This window comes from Clostridium lacusfryxellense, assembly GCF_018861735.1.
Classification (GTDB): Bacteria; Bacillota; Clostridia; order Clostridiales; family Clostridiaceae; genus Clostridium_AD; species Clostridium_AD lacusfryxellense.
On record NZ_JAHLEB010000012.1, the window covers coordinates 1 to 17598 of the forward strand.

The window sequence follows — 17598 nt, forward strand, 5'->3', positions numbered from 1 at the left end:
TTTTTTTACCATCATTCGTGTTTCGAAATGGTCTATTTGCTGAGCCTAAAATTAATGTAAATAACTAAAATAAATTTAAATTAAATAGTTGACTTTAACTAGCTGGTCTTTATATTCCATGTAATTTATTGTGTTTGTTTATACAATTTTATATATTCGTATATTCGCTTATAATCATATGCTAATACTAAACAAAGCTTTTGTCAATGCACTTTAGCATAAATAGAGATGTTTAATATGCATATGTATTCCACATCTCTATTGATTTTACATTCTCATACTTTTAATCTATTTTTGTTATATTAATCATTCAAATCTATTTGCTCTCCAGTAACCCTGTAAACAGTCGATTCACAAATGTTTGTTGTGTGATCAGCAATTCTTTCTAAAAACTTACATACAAATAAAAATTGACTAGCCTGATGTGCAGCTTCTGAATCATCCTTTATTACGGCTAGTAGTTCGTTAAAAACTTCTTTGTATATAATGTCAATTTCATCGTCCATTTTACAAGTACTATATGCTTTTTCAACATCCCCTTCAACATATGCATCAATAGACAACATAATCATTTTCTTTGCAATGTCAGCTATTCTTGGAATATGTGTTAACTGAGTTATATAGGTTTCATTTTTAAGCCTTAAAGCTATTTTAGCTATATCAACAGCATGATCTGCTATTCTCTCTATATCTGTCACTATTTTGGTTGTAGTGAATATAGTTCTTAAATCATTCGCAAGTGGCTGCTGAGTCGCTATTAATTTAATACACTTATCCTCTATATCCCTTTGAAGATCATCCACTAAATCATCGTTCCTAATAACTTTTTCGGCCATTTCACAATCTTGATTAACTAATGCCTCTATACATTCAAATATTTGCTTTTCTGCTATACTTCCCATAGTTAATAGGTCATTATGAACTTGTTGTAATCCTGCATCGAAAGACGCTCTTGTCATATTCCACTCTCCTTTAATATTCTTTTTATTTATTTGTTATTTATTATTAACCGAATCTTCCTGTTATATAATCTTCTGTTCTTTTATCCCTCGGTTTGTAGAATATCTCTTCGGTTTTACCAAACTCAACGACTTCACCATTAAGGAAAAATGCTGTTTGATCTGATATTCTACCCGCTTGTTGCATATTATGGGTAACTATAACAACAGTGTACTTAGTTTTTAGTACGTCCATTAACTCTTCAATGCTCGCTGTAGATATCGGGTCAAGTGCTGACGTAGGCTCATCCATTAGTATAACTTCTGGTTCTACGGCTAGTACCCTAGCTATACATATTCGCTGCTGCTGTCCACCTGACAGACCCATTGCACTTGTTTTTAGTCTATCTTTAACTTCATTCCATACTGCCGCACCTTTAAGACTTTTTTCAACTATCTCATCTAATTGAGCTTTGTTTTTAATTCCATGTATCCTTGGACCGTAAGCTATATTGTCGTATATAGACATAGGAAATGGATTAGGTTTTTGAAAAACCATCCCTACCTTTTTCCTTAGCTCTATAATATTACACTCGTCATAAATATTATTACCCTCGTATATAACTTGACCCTCAATTCTCACTGTATCTATCAAATCATTCATTCTATTGAGAGTCCTTAAAAATGTTGATTTACCACAGCCTGAAGGCCCTATAAGCGCAGTAACTTCGTTTTTATTTATATCTAAATTAATATTCTTTAATGCCTGTGTGTTACCATAAAACAAATTAAGATTTTTAATTTGTATAATGCCCATATATATTCCTCCTATTCCATTTCTTTAAAATATTTCATTTCTTTAAAATATTTCATTTCTTTAGACTACTTTTTTAAGTGTATCTAAATTTTAAATTGTTGTACTAATTTGTGTAAATCTTCACCTTGATTTGCTTGATTTTGATGACCCGAAACAATGTACTCCATAGCTTTTGAAGTTTCGGATACACTTGCTGCTATCTGATTAGAACTTCCAGTTACTTCTAAAAGCAATTCTAATACTGATCCAATTGATGTATTTGTTTTTCCAATAATATTTTTAATATCCGTTGTACTCCCTACTAGATAATCCGAAAATTCATTCATATACTCTGAATCACTCTGATAATCATTTCCCATATCGAGCATCAAATCATAATCTTTAATAATATTATTATCAATAAACTCTAATATCTCATTAGAACTCTGACCAATGTAAGAAAATGCTTTTTCAACTAAATTAACTGTATTTTTAATATCTAGTGTTGCATTAGTGGACAATGAAGCTAGCTTTCCAATCTCCTTTGCAACTACAGCAAAACCTTTCCCTTGCTCTCCTGCTCTAGCCGCTTCTATTGAAGCATTTAATGATAACAACTTGGTTTGTTTTGCAATGTTATCAATAAGATCTGACATAACTTCAATATCTTTAACCACTTTACCGTTTTCTATTGCCTTTAAAATGTTCGCTTGTTTTTCAATATAAATAGAGTTTACCATTTCCTTTGATTTAAGTGTTATGTTTTTAACATTTGTAGCTCTTTCTTTTATGCCTTTAGAAATACTACTTGTATCCACTGCCTTATTATAAACAAGAACAATTGACGATAATATTTCCTGTGATAGGTCACTTATGCCATTTACCGCTAAATTTATATCATTTATGCCTGAATTAATCTTATATGTTGATCCATTTACCATTTGAATATCTGCTGATATCTCCTCGGTACTATTAAAAATATCACGGCTATATGCATTTACTTTATTTACTTGTTCAATTATACTCACCACTAGTTTTTTAGTGTTTGAGCAAGCCTTATTTAGTGCTTTGGACAAAATTCCAACTTCATCGTTTAAGTTTATGTCTAGGGTTTTTGTTAAGTTTCCTTCACCTAAATTCTCCGCAAAATCTACACTTTTATTTAATCCATTAGCTATCAGCGCACTAATTAAAATACCCAGTATAATAGCTATAATAAATCCGCTTAATGTTATTATCACTATAGTAATAACAGACTTAATGAATAAATTTTTATTATCTAAGTTAGTTATATTTGCACTTTCTTCATTAGTTATTATTAAATTTTGAAGGTTATTGTCTAAATTACTTGATGCTGCACTAAAGGTTTGAAATAAATCATCTGTTTCATCATATTTATTTTCACTTATTAAATCCAATAAACCTACAATTAATTTAGTACAAGTATCATTTGTAGAATTTAGCAAAATATTATTTTCATCTTGTTTGTTTGCAATATTACTATTAAGTTCGTTATATTTTAATATTAGTTTACTGTTTTCTTTTAAAACGTCATTAACTTTATCAATCTTAACCTGAGATACTGTAGCATTTTTCTTTAACAATATTACCTCCAGGTTTCCTTGAATGCTAATAACATTTTTCTGTATTTGACCGAGTGTTTGTATGGATACCAAATTATGATTATAAATTTGTTGACTACCTTTATTAATTGCCTTCATACTAACATAACTAGATATTCCCACCATACTTATATACAATGATATGGCTACAAAACATATAAGTAACTTACTTCTAACCTTTAAATTAAGGAATCTTTTCATAATAGATAATTTCTTCAGATCTCTAAATCTTATTTTGCTAAATAACTTCATAAATTCCGAAAGTTTCCTTTTGTTAAATAACCTCTTTAAGTTCAAGAATCTTTTCATAAAAATATCCCCTTAAATTTAATGGATTTTTATTATTATTTTAATATTTTTTTCTAGTTAAAACTCTTGCAGTAATATTTAAAAATAAAACCATAATTATAAGAATTAGCGCCGCACCCCAAGCTTTTTCTATCCAGTCAGTATATGGAGACTTAGCATACTCAAAAATTTGTGCTGGTAGTGATGCTATAGGCTCACTTAGGCTATGTGACCAATAATGGTTACCAAAAGCAGTTAGTAATAACGGGGCAGTTTCTCCAGCTGATCTTGCCACAGCAAGCATTACACCTGTTACTATCCCTTTCATAGCTGTGGGAATAACTATTTTAATAATAGTTTGCCACTGACTTACACCAAGTGCATATGAACCTTCTCGATATTCGTTTGGAACTAGTTTTAAAACACCTTCAGTTGACCGTGTAACTATCGGAATTAATATGATTGCTAGTGCCATACCACCAGACATAGCTGAGAACCCACCAAAAGGCTTAACAAAGGCTACGTATGCAAAGATACCTACAACTACTGAAGGTATTCCTAATAGAATATCTACCACAAATCTAACAATTTCCGCAAATCTCCCTTTAGGCTCATATTCATTTAAGTAAATAGCTGTCATAATTCCTATTGGTAGTCCAATTAGTGAAGCAACTCCTACTAAGATTAATGTTCCAAGTATAGCATTACCTATTCCACCACCTATATCTCCAGCCGGAGTAGGTAGTGAAACTAAAAACTCAAAGTTTATAACTCTGTATCCTTTATAAATGATGTAACTAAGTATACTTATCAAAGGGATTAATGCTAATACCGTTAATATAATAATTACAACATGCATAAAATTATTAAATATTTTTCTTGCTTTTATGTTTCCAGCTAGCATAATATCACTCCCTAATAAACTTTAGATATTTTATGAATAAACACCCTTGCTATTGCGTTAAGAATAAATGTTACTAAGAATAGAAGTAATCCTATTTCTATTAATGATGAATAGTAAACCGCTCCAGTAGCTTCATTAAATTCATTAGCAATAACTGCAGCCATTGAGTGGCCAGGTGCGAATAATGATGCACTAATTTCAGCTCTATTACCTATGACCATGGTAACCGCCATAGTTTCTCCAAGTGCTCTACCAAGACCCATTATTACGGCTCCAAATATTCCCTGTTTCGCATAAGGCAAAACTACGTTCCATATCATTTCCCATTTAGTTGATCCAAGAGCCAGCGACCCCGCTTTTAAATCACTTGGTACTGTTTCAATAATATCAACAACTAGCGCAGAAATTATAGGAATAATCATAATAGCTAAAATTAGTCCTGCCGATAACATTCCAAGTCCAATAGGTGCCCCTGAAAAAAGAGGGAACCATCCTAGTACATTACTTACAGGTTTTTGGAAATAGTCTCTTATAAATGGTACAAAAACAAATAATCCCCACAATCCATATAAAATACTTGGTATACTTGCCAAAATTTGAACCATAAAAGCTATGATTACTTTCATCCATTTATTTGATATTTCAGTTAAAAACAGACCTATACCTATACTTATCGGTGTTGCTATTAAAACTGCAATGATCGAAGATACTATAGTACCATATATAAAAGGTAACGCTCCAAATTCATCTCTTACTGGATCCCATTCAATACTTTTAATGAAAGAGAATCCAAACTTTTTAATAGATAATTTAGACTGTAGTAATAGCGCTATTACCATCCATAACATTAAAACCACAACAATAACTGCGAAAAATAATGTTACATTCTTAAAAGTTTTGTCTAAAAAGCTTTGACTTATTTTTTTTGGTTTTTGTTCGCTTTTTTTTACGATGTTATTTTCTCCCATGGGCTTACTCTCCTTTACATGATTCTAGTAAACTACACAAACCCAAAGTGTTAAAACCTTTTTAATTAGTTTTTAACTACTCCGGGTTTATATATTATTTAATTTTTTTATTTATTTTATTATTACTTAATTGTAGCTATATTAGCTTCATTAAGTTTGATAATAGACTCTGGTAATTTACCATAAAATAAATCATTTGAGTAATTTTGTCCATCTGTATTTGCCCACTTGATTAAATCTACTATTACCTTTTTCTTGTCAGCATCTGCATAAGTTGTATTCGCAAGTATCCAAGCAAATCCTACAATACCATATGCTTTTTCACCTGATTTTTCAACTATAGATACTTTTGTGTTTTTAGGCATATCTACTGCTGCTGTTTCTGCTGCAAGCGTTGCTGCCTCAAGTGATGGTGCAACGAATTTTCCATCTTTATTTTTTAAATCTGCATAAGATATTTTATTAACAGTTGCATATGCAAGTTCTGTATATCCTATTGATCCAGGTGTTTGCTTAACTTGACCAGCTACACCTTCATTTCCTTTAGCTCCAATTCCTGCTGGGAATTTAACAGCTTTTCCTTGACCAACTTTTTCTTTCCACTCTGGAGATACTGTGGTTAAATAATCTGTAAATATAGATGTTGTTCCGCTTGAATCAGATCTATATACAGGTGTTATTGCTAAATCAGGAAGTTTTGCACCTGAATTATCAGCTTTTATCTTAACATCATTCCATTTCTTTATATTTCCAAGATATATTTGAGTAAGTGTTTCTTGAGTAAGTTTTAATCCCTTATCCACACCTTCAACATTGTATATTACAGCTACTGCTCCTACAGTGATAGGTATATGAATAACACCATTTTTTACTGCTTTTTCATCTTCATCTTTCATAAATGCATCAGATGCGGCAAAATCTATTGTAGCTTCTGTAAGTTGTTTTATACCAGCTCCCGATCCTATTGACTGATAGTTAACTTTCACTTCTGGGTTTAGTTTATTATATTCGGAGAACATTTTCGAAAATAGTGGATTAACAAATGATGAACCGCCCGCATTTATCATATATTCTTTTTTTGTAGAAGTTCCAGTTTTAGTTTCATCTTTAGTTGCTGCAGGTTTAGCAGCACACCCAGCTAAAGCCCCTGTTAAAGTAGTAAGTACCGTTGCAACTACAAGAAATTTTTTAAGATTTTTTATCATATTAATATTCCCCCTATTTACATTCTTTTTTTATGTTCTTTTTTTATATTCTTAATTACACTACAACCTTAGTATACATTTGCTTTGTTTAGTTTATATTAACCTAATGTTAAGGGTATGTTAAGTTATTCAATCTTCTAAAATAGTATCTTACAATATTATAATAATTATACTAAGAATATTATTTTGCTTTCACTCTTTTGGCGCAAAAAAACACCTTGCTTTCAAATAATTCATTTGAAAGCAAGGTGTTGATATTCTTACTATTTAGTCATTAAAAATAATTCTCTTTTCAAATATACCGCCCTGTTTAGTATAATGCAAAACATATTCGTTGTCATAAACATTTTGTATATCTAATTTTATAATCCCTTTGGTTTTTAACACTAATTTTACTTTATTAAAATCACCAAGTTCTTCTTTATCATCAAGCATTGTGTATATAAGTTTTCGCGAATACATAGCCCAGGTCTCTAATAATTCATCAAGTGGTGTGTTTACATCTATATTCATTTATGTTCCTCCTTGTATAATACAAATAATATTATATCGTTTAATATATTAATATTAATATGTTTATTTAATTATATAACTCATGTACTTTTAATCGTTCGCTTCTATTATATATAATTCACTCTATATAATCAACATAGATTGTTATTAGATTTGATATATCTCTCTTTATTTGTTATAATACGGATTTTTCTTCCTTATTAATATAATTATTGATATGAATTATATTCATTTATAAGTATTAACATATTTGCGGAAATAAAACATTCCTAATGTACTTTTTATCTTATAATCAATAAATCCATTAACTTAATCATCCGGCAATAACTTTTCTCCTGCTATTTTAATACCTATAGCTCCTAGTGGCGCTGTAAAAAATATAGATAGTACTGCAATCGCAAGTATTACTTCTCCAGATTGAACCCCTGCCGCAAGTGGTACTGCGCCCATCGCTGCTTGAACAGTGGCTTTGGGAATATATGAAATTACGCAGAACAATCTTTCTTTTGCATTTAAATTAGTACCCCATAATGATATTAATACACCTATACTTCTTGCTATTAATCCAATACATATTATTATAAGTCCAACTAACCCCGATTTCATGGCAACATGTATATTAACCTGTGCTCCCACTAATACGAAAAGTAAGATTTCTGCAATTACCCACACTTTGCTAAGCTTCATCGATAACCTATTTGCAACCTTAGAATACTTCTCTAAAAGAATGAACCCAATAGTCATTACTCCTAGTAGACTTGCAATAGGTACTATATTTTTAAAGACATCCTCAATTCCTGTAAGCATTATTGCTGCAGCAATTAATATCAATATTTTCTTAGTATCTCTCATGTGATATTTTTTAAATATAATCGTTAATATTATCCCTGCAATTAGACCAATACCAATACCAATTAATATAGATAGAGGTATACCTAGTACTTTCATTGCTATATTTACTTTTCCTCCACCATATAAGCCCAAGAATGTTGAAAATATAGTTATTGCAAAAACATCATCAATAGATGCTCCCGCTAGTATTATTGTTGGAATTCCTTTCTTTTCGCCTTTTCCTCTAGACATAAAATTAAGCATAGGCGGTACAACTACTGCCGGTGAAACCGCAGCTATAATAAAACCAAGCATCCCTGCTTCAACTTTTGATATTCCAAGTACATAACTTGCCACAAACATAATAGTAAGCCCTTCACAAATTCCAGGTATACAACTCATTTTAAGTGCAGGTACACCTACTTTGTTTAAAGTATCCTTTTTGATTCCAAGACCTGCTCTTAGTAAAATAATAATAAGTGCTATTTTTCTTAGATCTGGTGAAATTATAAGTATATTTTTGCTTATAATGTTTATTCCATACGGTCCAAGTATCACTCCTAAAATCAGCATTCCAAGTAATCCAGGAAGTTTTAACTTTTCAAATAATTGATTAAATAATAATCCTAAAATAATTATAATAGCTAAACTCATTGCCATATATAACACCTCACCCATTTTTGTATTTTTTTGCAAAATAAAAGACTCCTACTTAGAATAAACCTCTAAGTAGGAGTCATTAATTGCAAAATGCAATAGTTAAGGTGAACTCCATCACCTATAATATAAATTAATTATACTCTAATAATACTTTATATCAATAGTTATTTTAATAATTCTTTTAACTTATCACCTTTAATATCATCAGCACTCCAAGGTATAACAGCAAACATGCCCTCTGCATGTGCATCAACTTTGTTAATCCATTCTATTTCATTGCTTGCTTTTGCAGACAATAATTTATTTGTTGACCCAGCCCTATATAGTGATGAGTTAATAATCCACCACTTCGCAAAAATCTTTGCGCGTATTAAGTCTTCTTCTAGGCGCAATGCTTCGTATACTGGTGTAGCTTCACCGAGAGTTACAATAATAACTTCAGTTTCATCTATATTTCTGAGCCTAGGCAAGAGTTTTTTCACAGATTCTGGAATGTCCCCTTGCGAACGCTTAATTTCTTGATTATAACTTTGAGTAGAATCAAGTAGCAAGAGCGTATGGCCTGTTGGAGCAGTGTCAACAACAACAATTTGATCTTCTGCCTTATTAACTATTTCGGCAAAAGCTCTAAATACTGCAATTTCCTGTGTACATGGAGAACGCAGATCTTCCTCAACATATGCTATATCGTCGCCTTCCATAGTTTCTCTAGCTTTAGATAGTACTTCCTTTTTATATTTTTCAAGTTCGACCTTCTCATCAATATGGCTCATAGTAATGTTCTCGTTTTCGTTAATAACATATTTAAGATGGGCTGCAGGGTCAGTTGTAGTAAGGTGCACCTTTTTCCCCTTTGCAGATAATCCCAGTGCAATAGCCGCTGCAATTGTAGTTTTACCTACTCCACCCTTTCCCATAGTAAATATTACCTTTTTACCACTTTTATATAAATCTTCAATAACATCTTTAAGACCCGGAATGATTTGCGCGTTTATCTTTTCACTTCTAATTTTATAGTTATCAATAGTCAGAAGTGCCCTTACATTTTCCATGCCAGTTATATTATAAGCTCTTAACGGCACCATATAGGTTGTAATTCCCTGTAATCCTAGTGGCATCTGTTTAAGTGATTTTTGCTGTTTTTCATACAGACTCTGAGACACGCTATCGTCATAAGAATTCATAACACCATTTATTATCATTGTTTGGTTGTTTACGCCAATATCCGAAAGTTCTTTTGATGCTCTTTCTGCTTCTTTAAGTGGAGTCATTTCTGGGCGTGAAATAAGCATTAGAGTTGTTAATTCTCCATTCGATAATGTTTCTACTGCTTTTTTATATATTTCTCTTTTACTTTCAAGCCCTGAAAGTTGACCTAAACATGATGCTCCATGTGTACTTTCACTTATAAACCCACTCCATGCTGATGGTAACTGTAACATCCTAAGTGTATGGCCAGTAGGCGCAGTATCAAATATAATATGGTCATATTCCTCTGCTAGCGAATCATCTGTTATGAATTTCGAAAACTCATTAAATGCTGCAATTTCAACAGTACATGAGCCTGAAAGTTGTTCCTCCATATTTTTAAGAACCACATCTGGTAATTTCCCTCGGTAAGGAGCTATTACGCTCTCTCTGTGCTCTGCTGCTGCAGTAATAGGATCAAGATTAGCAACTACAAGATTTGGCACTTCCTTTATAGGTACTCCCTTATTTGTAAGCTTAGCGTTAAAAACGTCTTGCAAATTGGACGCAGGGTCAGTACTTATGAGAAGTACCTTCATGCCACGATCAGCTAGATTTACTGCTGTAGCACAAGCAGTTGAAGTTTTTCCTACGCCGCCTTTACCTGTGTAAAATAGATATTTTGTAAGTTTTATATTTTGCGGATTAAAAATTTCCATTTTAGTTACCTCCTGATTTATTATATCTTTAGCAGCAGTCCCCTCCGCCACATCCACAATCGCCTGATTTAGGAATAGACTTAGGAACCCCTTTAATTTTATAAGTCTTTCTAGCCCCACCTAAAAAACTCATTGGAACATCTAAAAAATTTGATATCTCTTCGTTTGATGGATATTTACTTGTTAACACAATAACTCCATCTAAAACTGAAATCGGAAACTCATCTATTCCTTTTTCATTTATAAATTTGTTCACTACCTTATTATCAACAAACTCTTGAGGTGAATCTGAAAGGTTAAATCTCTGAACCTCTACACCATTTTTCTTCAGTGAATTAAAAACCGTTGAAACCCTTAGGAGTTCTGGATCAACACCTATACCACAAAGTCCTGTTGAACAACACATAGCACCTTCGAATATTTGCAATTTTTTCATTAATAACCTCTCCTATTCTTTTATTATTTTATATTTAATATTGTCTTTTCGGAAACCAATTGGTGGTTTTATTTGCTATCCTTACGAGTATTAGCATAACCGGTACTTCAACTAATACTCCTACAACAGTCGCGAGAGCTGCTGGGGAATCCATACCAAACAATGAAATGGCAACTGCAACTGAGAGTTCGAAAAAGTTTGATGCTCCAATCATTCCAGCAGGAGCTGCTATATCATGTGGCAACTTTAACTTTTTGCATGTTAAATATGAAATAAAGAAAATAAAAAATGTTTGTATGGTTAGCGGAACTGCAATAAGCAAAATATGAAGAGGATTGTTCAATATCGTTTTACCTTGGAATGAAAATAACAATACAAGCATTAGTAATAATCCAATAGTGGTTGCATTATCAAACTTACCAATGAAAGTTTTTTCAAAATACTCTCTGCCTTTTTTCTTTGTTACCATAAGTCTAGTCAAAATACCACCTACAAGAGGTATAACAACAAATAAGACTACTGATAATATTAGTGTGTCCCAAGGAACGGCAATACTACTAACTCCTAAAAGAAATTTCACTATAGGAATGAACAAAGCCAAAATAATCAAATCATTTGTGGCTACTTGCACAACAGTATATGCTGGATTACCTCTAGTAAGGGAGCTCCAAACAAATACCATAGCAGTGCAGGGAGCAGCCCCTAGTAATATTGTTCCTGCAAGATATTTCGTAGCTAAATCTGGCGTAATAAATGATTTAAATACAACATAGAAGAAAAATGCTGATATAGCATACATAGTAAATGGTTTTATAATCCAATTAACAACCCAAGTTACATATAGACCCTTCGGCTCTCTTCCAACATCTTTAACACTTTGAAAATCCACCTTCATCATCATTGGATAAATCATTACCCAAATTAGTATAGCTGTTGGCACCGAAACCTTCGCATACTCAAATTGATTTAAAAACTCCGGAATTCCTGGAATAAACTTACCAATAACTACACCCACTATCATACAAATAGCTACCCAAATTGTTAGGTATCTTTGAAAAAAACCAATCTCTGGTGCTTTAACTTCACTCATAATTAATTCCCCCTTTATTAAAACTTAAAAAATTCCCGTTTTGTGATTAGATCTTCATATTACAATCACATAAATCTTGAAGTTTACATTTATCCCGCTTTAATTTATCATTAACATAACAAGGTAATTGTTTTAATTCTTTTGTTAAATAGACAAATAAGTCCTCGTTTTTTTCAATAAAATTAGTATCTATTTTGTAATATGTCCATTGCGCTTTTTTGTAACTAGCTAATATCCCACTTTTTTTAAGTGCAGTTAGATGCCTTGAAACATTTGACTGTGTCATATTTAAACAATCCTCAATCTCACATACACACATTTCACCTTCCATAACTAATGCCAGTATACGAAGTCTGTTTTCTTCTGCTAATGCTTTAAATATATCAACCATTATTTTGCCCCCTAACTTAAATTTATATAAGTTTATATTTTACTGCAATGTATTCTTATATACTCCTATACTCATATAGTATGATTTTTAAAGAAAATCGTTCCTAATTTGTATATGCTCATCTACTCATATTCTATACCCCATGAAAGTTATTGTCAATAGTTGATCCCTTCATAAGGTTGATTAATTTATTTAGGCAAAGTTGTGAAATATACAAATCCCCCTCCGAGTGTTGTGGTATTATACCATAATAAAAGGTCTATTTTTTTGACCATTCCAGCATCCAAAATATTTATAAAAACACTTCTCCCATCCTCTGAGTACTCAATCGACACTATTATAACCCAATGCCAGCTTTCCAAATTTTTCTCTTCTCCATTGGATAAGTTCAAAAATGCTACTGGCGCGTCATTTGTTAGTGCCATATCTAAAAAATCTAAGACCTCTAATAATTTAGGCCTAAGAGCTATCTCTTCAGGTAAGTCACAGAAGTTATACTCAAGATTTATTCCTTTTGATTTTGCATAAACAAGCACTGCTTCATAAAACATTTCAGTTGTAGGTATACCTCTTTCTGTCGGTGTAACATATTCCCAAACTTCCTCCATAAGGGATAAACAGTTTTCTTTACTTATATTTAAGCCCGCCACTGCTATAGATCTAGTATGATTCAAGTAATACATAATACTACTTGCTGCTGTAGGTCCGCATCCAGATTGACGTTGCCAATGAGTACAATACCATTCTTGATCGTATCCATATATAGTTTTTTGAGAATCTTTATCAGTCCATTTAAATATATCAAGTTTTTTTATTGACTTTTCAATCATGCGAGGCCTCCTTAATTACGAAATTTATTAACATTACTCATAGATTACATCGCATAAAAGTTATTGTCAATAGCCTCTATAAATCATACTTCCTAACTCATTCCATTTCCAATTCTTTAATAATCATGAATTTTCGGAAAATTTAAAACGATTATAACAGAGTAATATATTTACTATTAACATTCACTATAGTAGAATGTTAATTAAGACAAGGTGAACTAATACAAGGGGGAAAATATTGAATAATAACTATAAAGGCAAAAGCAAAAACAAAATTAGAATTATTCCACTTGGTGGACTTGGAGAAATCGGAAAGAATATTAATGTAATAGAATACAAAGACGAACTTATTGTTATCGATTGCGGGATTAGCTTTCCAGATGCAGATATGCATGGGGTGGATTTAGTAATTCCTGATGTAACTTATCTTATAGAAAATAAAGATAGGGTAAAAGGAATTTTTATAACACACGGTCATGAAGATCACATCGGGGCATTACCATACGTTTTAAAACAAATTAATGTTCCTGTATACGGAACACAACTAACATTAGGCCTTATAGAAAGTAAGTTACAAGAACATGGGATATTATCAGACTGCACTCTAAATGTTGTAAAACCTGGTGATATTGTAAAACTAGACAAAATCAGTGTTGAATTTATAAGAGTTAATCACAGTATTGCAGATGCTTGCGCTATCGCAGTGCACACTCCTATCGGCCGAATCATACATACAGGCGACTTTAAAATAGACTACACTCCAATAGATGGAGAAATTATAGATTTAGAGAGATTTGCAAAATTAGGTGATCAAGGGGTACTATTGCTAATGGCAGATAGCACCAACGTAGAGCGTACTGGCTTTAACATATCTGAGAAAATAGTTGGAGAATCTTTAGATAACCTATTTTACAATGTGAAAGGCAGAATAATAGTGGCATCCTTCGCATCAAATATCCATAGATTACAACTAATTGCCAATGCTTCAATTAAACACGGAAGAAAAATAGCATTTAGCGGAAGAAGCATGGAAAAAATTTCTGAAATTGCAATAACTCTTGGGTACCTGCATATAGAACCAGAACATATAATCACAGTTTCAGACCTTCGTAATTACCCTGATAATAAGGTAACGATAGTAACTACTGGTAGCCAAGGTGAACCACTTGCTGCATTAACAAGAATGGCAATGGGGACACATAGAAGTATTCAAATACAAAGTGGTGATTTGATTATTTTATCTGCATCCCCGATTCCAGGAAATGAAAAACCTATATACAATACTATAAATGAATTATTTAGAAAAGGCGCAAATGTAATATATAATACTACAGATGATATTCATGTTTCTGGTCATGCATGTCAAGAGGACTTAAAATTAATGCATACATTAGTTAAACCTAAATATTTTATGCCAGTACATGGTGAATTTAGGCATTTACAACAGCATGCATTACTTGCAGAAAAAATGGGTATGGATCCATCAAACATTTTCATTGGGGAAACCGGTCAAATATTAGAAATAACCCAAAAGGAAGGTATCCTAGCTGGTAGAGTCCAAACTGGGGCTATAATGGTAGACGGACTAGGTATAGGGGATGTTGGCAATGTTGTACTTAAGGACAGAAAACATCTTGCTGAAGAGGGCATTCTTACTGTGGTAGTCACTATAAATAGAGAAACCTTTAGTATACTAGCTGGACCTGATATAATAAGTAGGGGATTTGTACATATGAAAGAATCAACAGTTCTTATAAATGAGGCTAGAGACATCGTGAGAAATGAATTGGATTTATGTTTAAATGATGGAATTAAAGAATTTACAGTAATAAAATCTAGAATAAGAAATGTTTTAGGTGAGTTTTTATATATAAGAACTCGGAGAAGACCTATAATTATACCAGTAATAATGGAAATCTAGAATAAAACAGTCCAAAGATTTTTTAATCTTTGGACTGTTTTTTTTTTAATAAATTAAAATTAATCATTAGATCGATATTTAAAGGTTACTTGGAAGATGGCTTGTATCATTTAAAGTAACTATTTTAGCATTAAAATTATCATCAAAAATAATTTTACTAACAGATGTATTTCCTAACATCATTTTGTGGTACATAGTCATTTTAAGATCAAATATGCCTAATATTCCAGCTTTAATGATTCCACTATGAGCTACTATAATAATCTTCTGCCCTTGATGTCTTTTGGCAATTTCTAAAATAGCCTTATGTGCACGTTGGCTTGCTTTTCTTAAGCTTAAATCACCACCACAAAGCGGTCCATTAATTTCATCAGTTCTCCACTGAATCACATTTTCCGGAAAATTTGCTTCAATTTCTTTTATAGTAAGACCTTCCCACTCACCAAAATTTATTTCTCGCATGTCTTCTGCAATCTTAAGCTCTTTGTTACTACACGCACAAATTATTTCGGCAGTTTTCCTGGCTCTCTTCAAAGGACTTGCGTAAATAAAATCAAATTTATTATTAAATTTTTCACTTAGATATTGCGCTTGTTGCACTCCATCATTAGATAGTTCTATATCACTACATCCTTGAAATTTACCTAATGCATTCCATCCTGTTTCCCCATGTCTTACTAGTGTTATTGTAGTACTCATATCATTCACTTCCTATTAATATTATTGTGCGTTAATACTAATAATAACATACTATACTTATAAGTGACTAATCCATGGTGATCTCACTTACTTATCTAAGGTTTTAATATATGATTTCATTTGATTTATACTCATACCTCCACTGCTTTTAGATATAATATTCCCGTCTTCATCAATGAAATACGAGGTTGGAATTGCTGTTATATTATACTTAGTGGCTACACTTTGATTTGAATCTAAAAGCACTTTAAAACTATACTTATTCTTATCAATAAAGGACTTAACTTCACTTAAAGGTTCTCCTATGTCAACAGTTATTATAACTAAATCACTATCTTTTGTCTCTTCATATAATTTTTGAATTTCAGGCATTTCCTGTTTACAAGGAGGACACCAAGTTGCCCAAAAATTAAGAAATACTTTTTTACCTTTTAAATCACTTAAAGACAATTCTTTACCATTAAGATCCTTTAACTTAAAATCAGGAGCCTTAGTTTTAATAACATTGGGTTTTATTTGGATTGCATTATTCGAGCTATCGGTATCATTAGCTTCCGTTTTAGTAGTATTACTTTTATTGGTATCAGTTTTATCGCCTATTGTGCTTTCAATATTTGGTTTAGGTTTAGGATTAGTATAATTATTCATTGTATAAATGGATACCCCTACAAGAGCTACACATACTAATGCCACAGCTACAAGTATTTTTGATGATCTTTTCATATTTGATCTCTCCTTAAACTAAAAATTTATAAAGTTTCCATATTGACTTAGAGCCGCTAATTTATTCAAAAAAATCATAACACCCATTATTATCATTAAAATACCACTTATTATTGATATAACATTCAAATACTTTGAAAGTTTTTTAAAATTTCTTGTAAAGCTTTCTATGGCTATGGCAGTTAACACAAACGGAACAGCAAGCCCAAGCGAATACATTATAAGAAGTATAACTCCTTTACCAATCGAATCCATACTAGACGCATAGATCAGTATAGATGATAATATTGGCCCAATACAAGGAGTCCATCCTGCTGCAAACGCCATACCCATTATCACTGAGCTAAACGGACCTTTGATTTTATCAAAATATAAAAACCTTTTCTCACGATAAAATAATTTCACCTTAAAAACTCCTAGTGTATGCAAACCAAAAACAATAATAATAACTGCACCAATTTTTCTAAACAAGTCTTTGTGTTCAGTTAATAATTTACCCAAAGAAGTTATAGAAATTCCCATTAAAATAAATATTATAGAAAAGCCTAATACAAATCCCAAAGATCTATATAAAGTTAAAAGTTTTGTTTTATCATTCTTTAACTCTTCTATAGAAGAGTTAGTTAAATAACTTACATATGCAGGCACTAGTGGAAGGACACAAGGAGACAAAAAAGATAAAAGCCCTGCTGAAAAAGCAAGCAATACTGATATATTATTCAAAGTTAAATCACCTCCAATTTTTTTATATTCTATTAAATTCGTATACCTACTAATTTTATTTATATACCTTTTATTATATTTTTATTGGCATTTGACAATAATCAATATTTGTTTTATACTATAAATAGCATATGACAACAAAAACGGAGGTTA

At 31.7% G+C, this 17598-nt stretch carries 17 protein-coding genes and 1 riboswitch; of the genes, 1 reads left to right on the forward strand and 16 read right to left on the reverse strand.

All coding sequences use genetic code 11. The features are described from left to right. Positions 1 to 302: 302 nt before the first annotated feature. The 13 genes from phoU to KPL55_RS08895 all read right to left on the reverse strand — a co-directional run bounded on the left by phoU (position 303) and on the right by KPL55_RS08895 (position 13379). The gene (gene phoU, locus KPL55_RS08835; protein ID WP_216306353.1) at positions 303 to 959 is read right to left on the reverse strand and encodes a phosphate signaling complex protein PhoU; all 657 of its coding nucleotides are present in this window, start codon (positions 957 to 959) and stop codon (positions 303 to 305) included. A gap of 46 nt (positions 960 to 1005) precedes the next feature. Next, on the reverse strand, positions 1006 to 1755 hold the full coding sequence (pstB, locus tag KPL55_RS08840; RefSeq protein ID WP_216306354.1) for a phosphate ABC transporter ATP-binding protein PstB: 750 nt from the start codon (positions 1753 to 1755) through the stop codon (positions 1006 to 1008). A gap of 83 nt (positions 1756 to 1838) precedes the next feature. Next, positions 1839 to 3665 carry a methyl-accepting chemotaxis protein gene (locus KPL55_RS08845; protein ID WP_216306355.1) on the reverse strand — a complete coding sequence of 609 codons (1827 nt, stop codon included), beginning with the start codon at positions 3663 to 3665 and terminating at the stop codon, positions 1839 to 1841. 40 nt (positions 3666 to 3705) lie between these two features. Continuing rightward, complete coding sequence (gene pstA, locus KPL55_RS08850) at positions 3706 to 4548, reverse strand: phosphate ABC transporter permease PstA (RefSeq protein ID WP_246599362.1); 843 nt, start codon at positions 4546 to 4548, stop codon at positions 3706 to 3708. Positions 4549 to 4559: 11 nt separating this feature from the next. Then, positions 4560 to 5516 carry a phosphate ABC transporter permease subunit PstC gene (gene pstC, locus KPL55_RS08855; protein WP_216306356.1) on the reverse strand — a complete coding sequence of 319 codons (957 nt, stop codon included), beginning with the start codon at positions 5514 to 5516 and terminating at the stop codon, positions 4560 to 4562. Between the two features lie 122 nt (positions 5517 to 5638). Then, entirely contained in the window at positions 5639 to 6721 is a 1083-nt protein-coding gene (gene pstS, locus KPL55_RS08860) for a phosphate ABC transporter substrate-binding protein PstS (RefSeq protein ID WP_216306357.1), read from the reverse strand. A gap of 267 nt (positions 6722 to 6988) precedes the next feature. Beyond that, positions 6989 to 7234, reverse strand: a complete 246-nt coding sequence (locus tag KPL55_RS08865; protein WP_216306358.1) for a hypothetical protein — start codon at positions 7232 to 7234, stop codon at positions 6989 to 6991. A gap of 309 nt (positions 7235 to 7543) precedes the next feature. Next, positions 7544 to 8725, reverse strand: coding sequence for a cation:proton antiporter domain-containing protein (locus KPL55_RS08870; RefSeq protein WP_216306452.1), 1182 nt, complete (start codon positions 8723 to 8725; stop codon positions 7544 to 7546). Positions 8726 to 8788: 63 nt separating this feature from the next. Then, positions 8789 to 8853: riboswitch (Fluoride riboswitch) on the reverse strand. A 36-nt stretch (positions 8854 to 8889) separates the two neighbouring features. Then, entirely contained in the window at positions 8890 to 10632 is a 1743-nt protein-coding gene (gene arsA / locus KPL55_RS08875) for an arsenical pump-driving ATPase (protein WP_216306359.1), read from the reverse strand. A gap of 28 nt (positions 10633 to 10660) precedes the next feature. Further along, entirely contained in the window at positions 10661 to 11068 is a 408-nt protein-coding gene (gene arsD, locus KPL55_RS08880) for an arsenite efflux transporter metallochaperone ArsD (RefSeq protein ID WP_216306360.1), read from the reverse strand. Between the two features lie 34 nt (positions 11069 to 11102). Next, positions 11103 to 12158, reverse strand: a complete 1056-nt coding sequence (gene arsB / locus KPL55_RS08885) for an ACR3 family arsenite efflux transporter (RefSeq protein ID WP_216306361.1) — start codon at positions 12156 to 12158, stop codon at positions 11103 to 11105. A 46-nt stretch (positions 12159 to 12204) separates the two neighbouring features. Further along, positions 12205 to 12549 (reverse strand): ArsR/SmtB family transcription factor, encoded by a 345-nt coding sequence (locus tag KPL55_RS08890; protein ID WP_216306362.1) that lies wholly within the window; start codon positions 12547 to 12549, stop codon positions 12205 to 12207. Between the two features lie 188 nt (positions 12550 to 12737). Beyond that, positions 12738 to 13379, reverse strand: a complete 642-nt coding sequence (locus KPL55_RS08895; protein WP_216306363.1) for a hypothetical protein — start codon at positions 13377 to 13379, stop codon at positions 12738 to 12740. A 238-nt stretch (positions 13380 to 13617) separates the two neighbouring features. On the opposite strand from KPL55_RS08895, the gene KPL55_RS08900 reads away from it, so the two are divergent. After that, entirely contained in the window at positions 13618 to 15300 is a 1683-nt protein-coding gene (locus tag KPL55_RS08900) for a ribonuclease J (protein WP_246599363.1), read from the forward strand. A gap of 78 nt (positions 15301 to 15378) precedes the next feature. On the opposite strand, the gene KPL55_RS08905 is transcribed toward KPL55_RS08900, so the two are convergent. From KPL55_RS08905 to KPL55_RS08915, 3 genes are all read right to left on the reverse strand, one after another. After that, entirely contained in the window at positions 15379 to 15999 is a 621-nt protein-coding gene (locus KPL55_RS08905; RefSeq protein WP_216306364.1) for a histidine phosphatase family protein, read from the reverse strand. A gap of 87 nt (positions 16000 to 16086) precedes the next feature. Next, positions 16087 to 16722: a TlpA family protein disulfide reductase gene (locus KPL55_RS08910; RefSeq protein WP_216306365.1), complete on the reverse strand. Its 636-nt coding sequence runs from the start codon at positions 16720 to 16722 to the stop codon at positions 16087 to 16089. A gap of 18 nt (positions 16723 to 16740) precedes the next feature. After that, positions 16741 to 17445 carry a cytochrome c biogenesis CcdA family protein gene (locus KPL55_RS08915; RefSeq protein ID WP_216306366.1) on the reverse strand — a complete coding sequence of 235 codons (705 nt, stop codon included), beginning with the start codon at positions 17443 to 17445 and terminating at the stop codon, positions 16741 to 16743. Positions 17446 to 17598 lie beyond the last annotated feature (153 nt).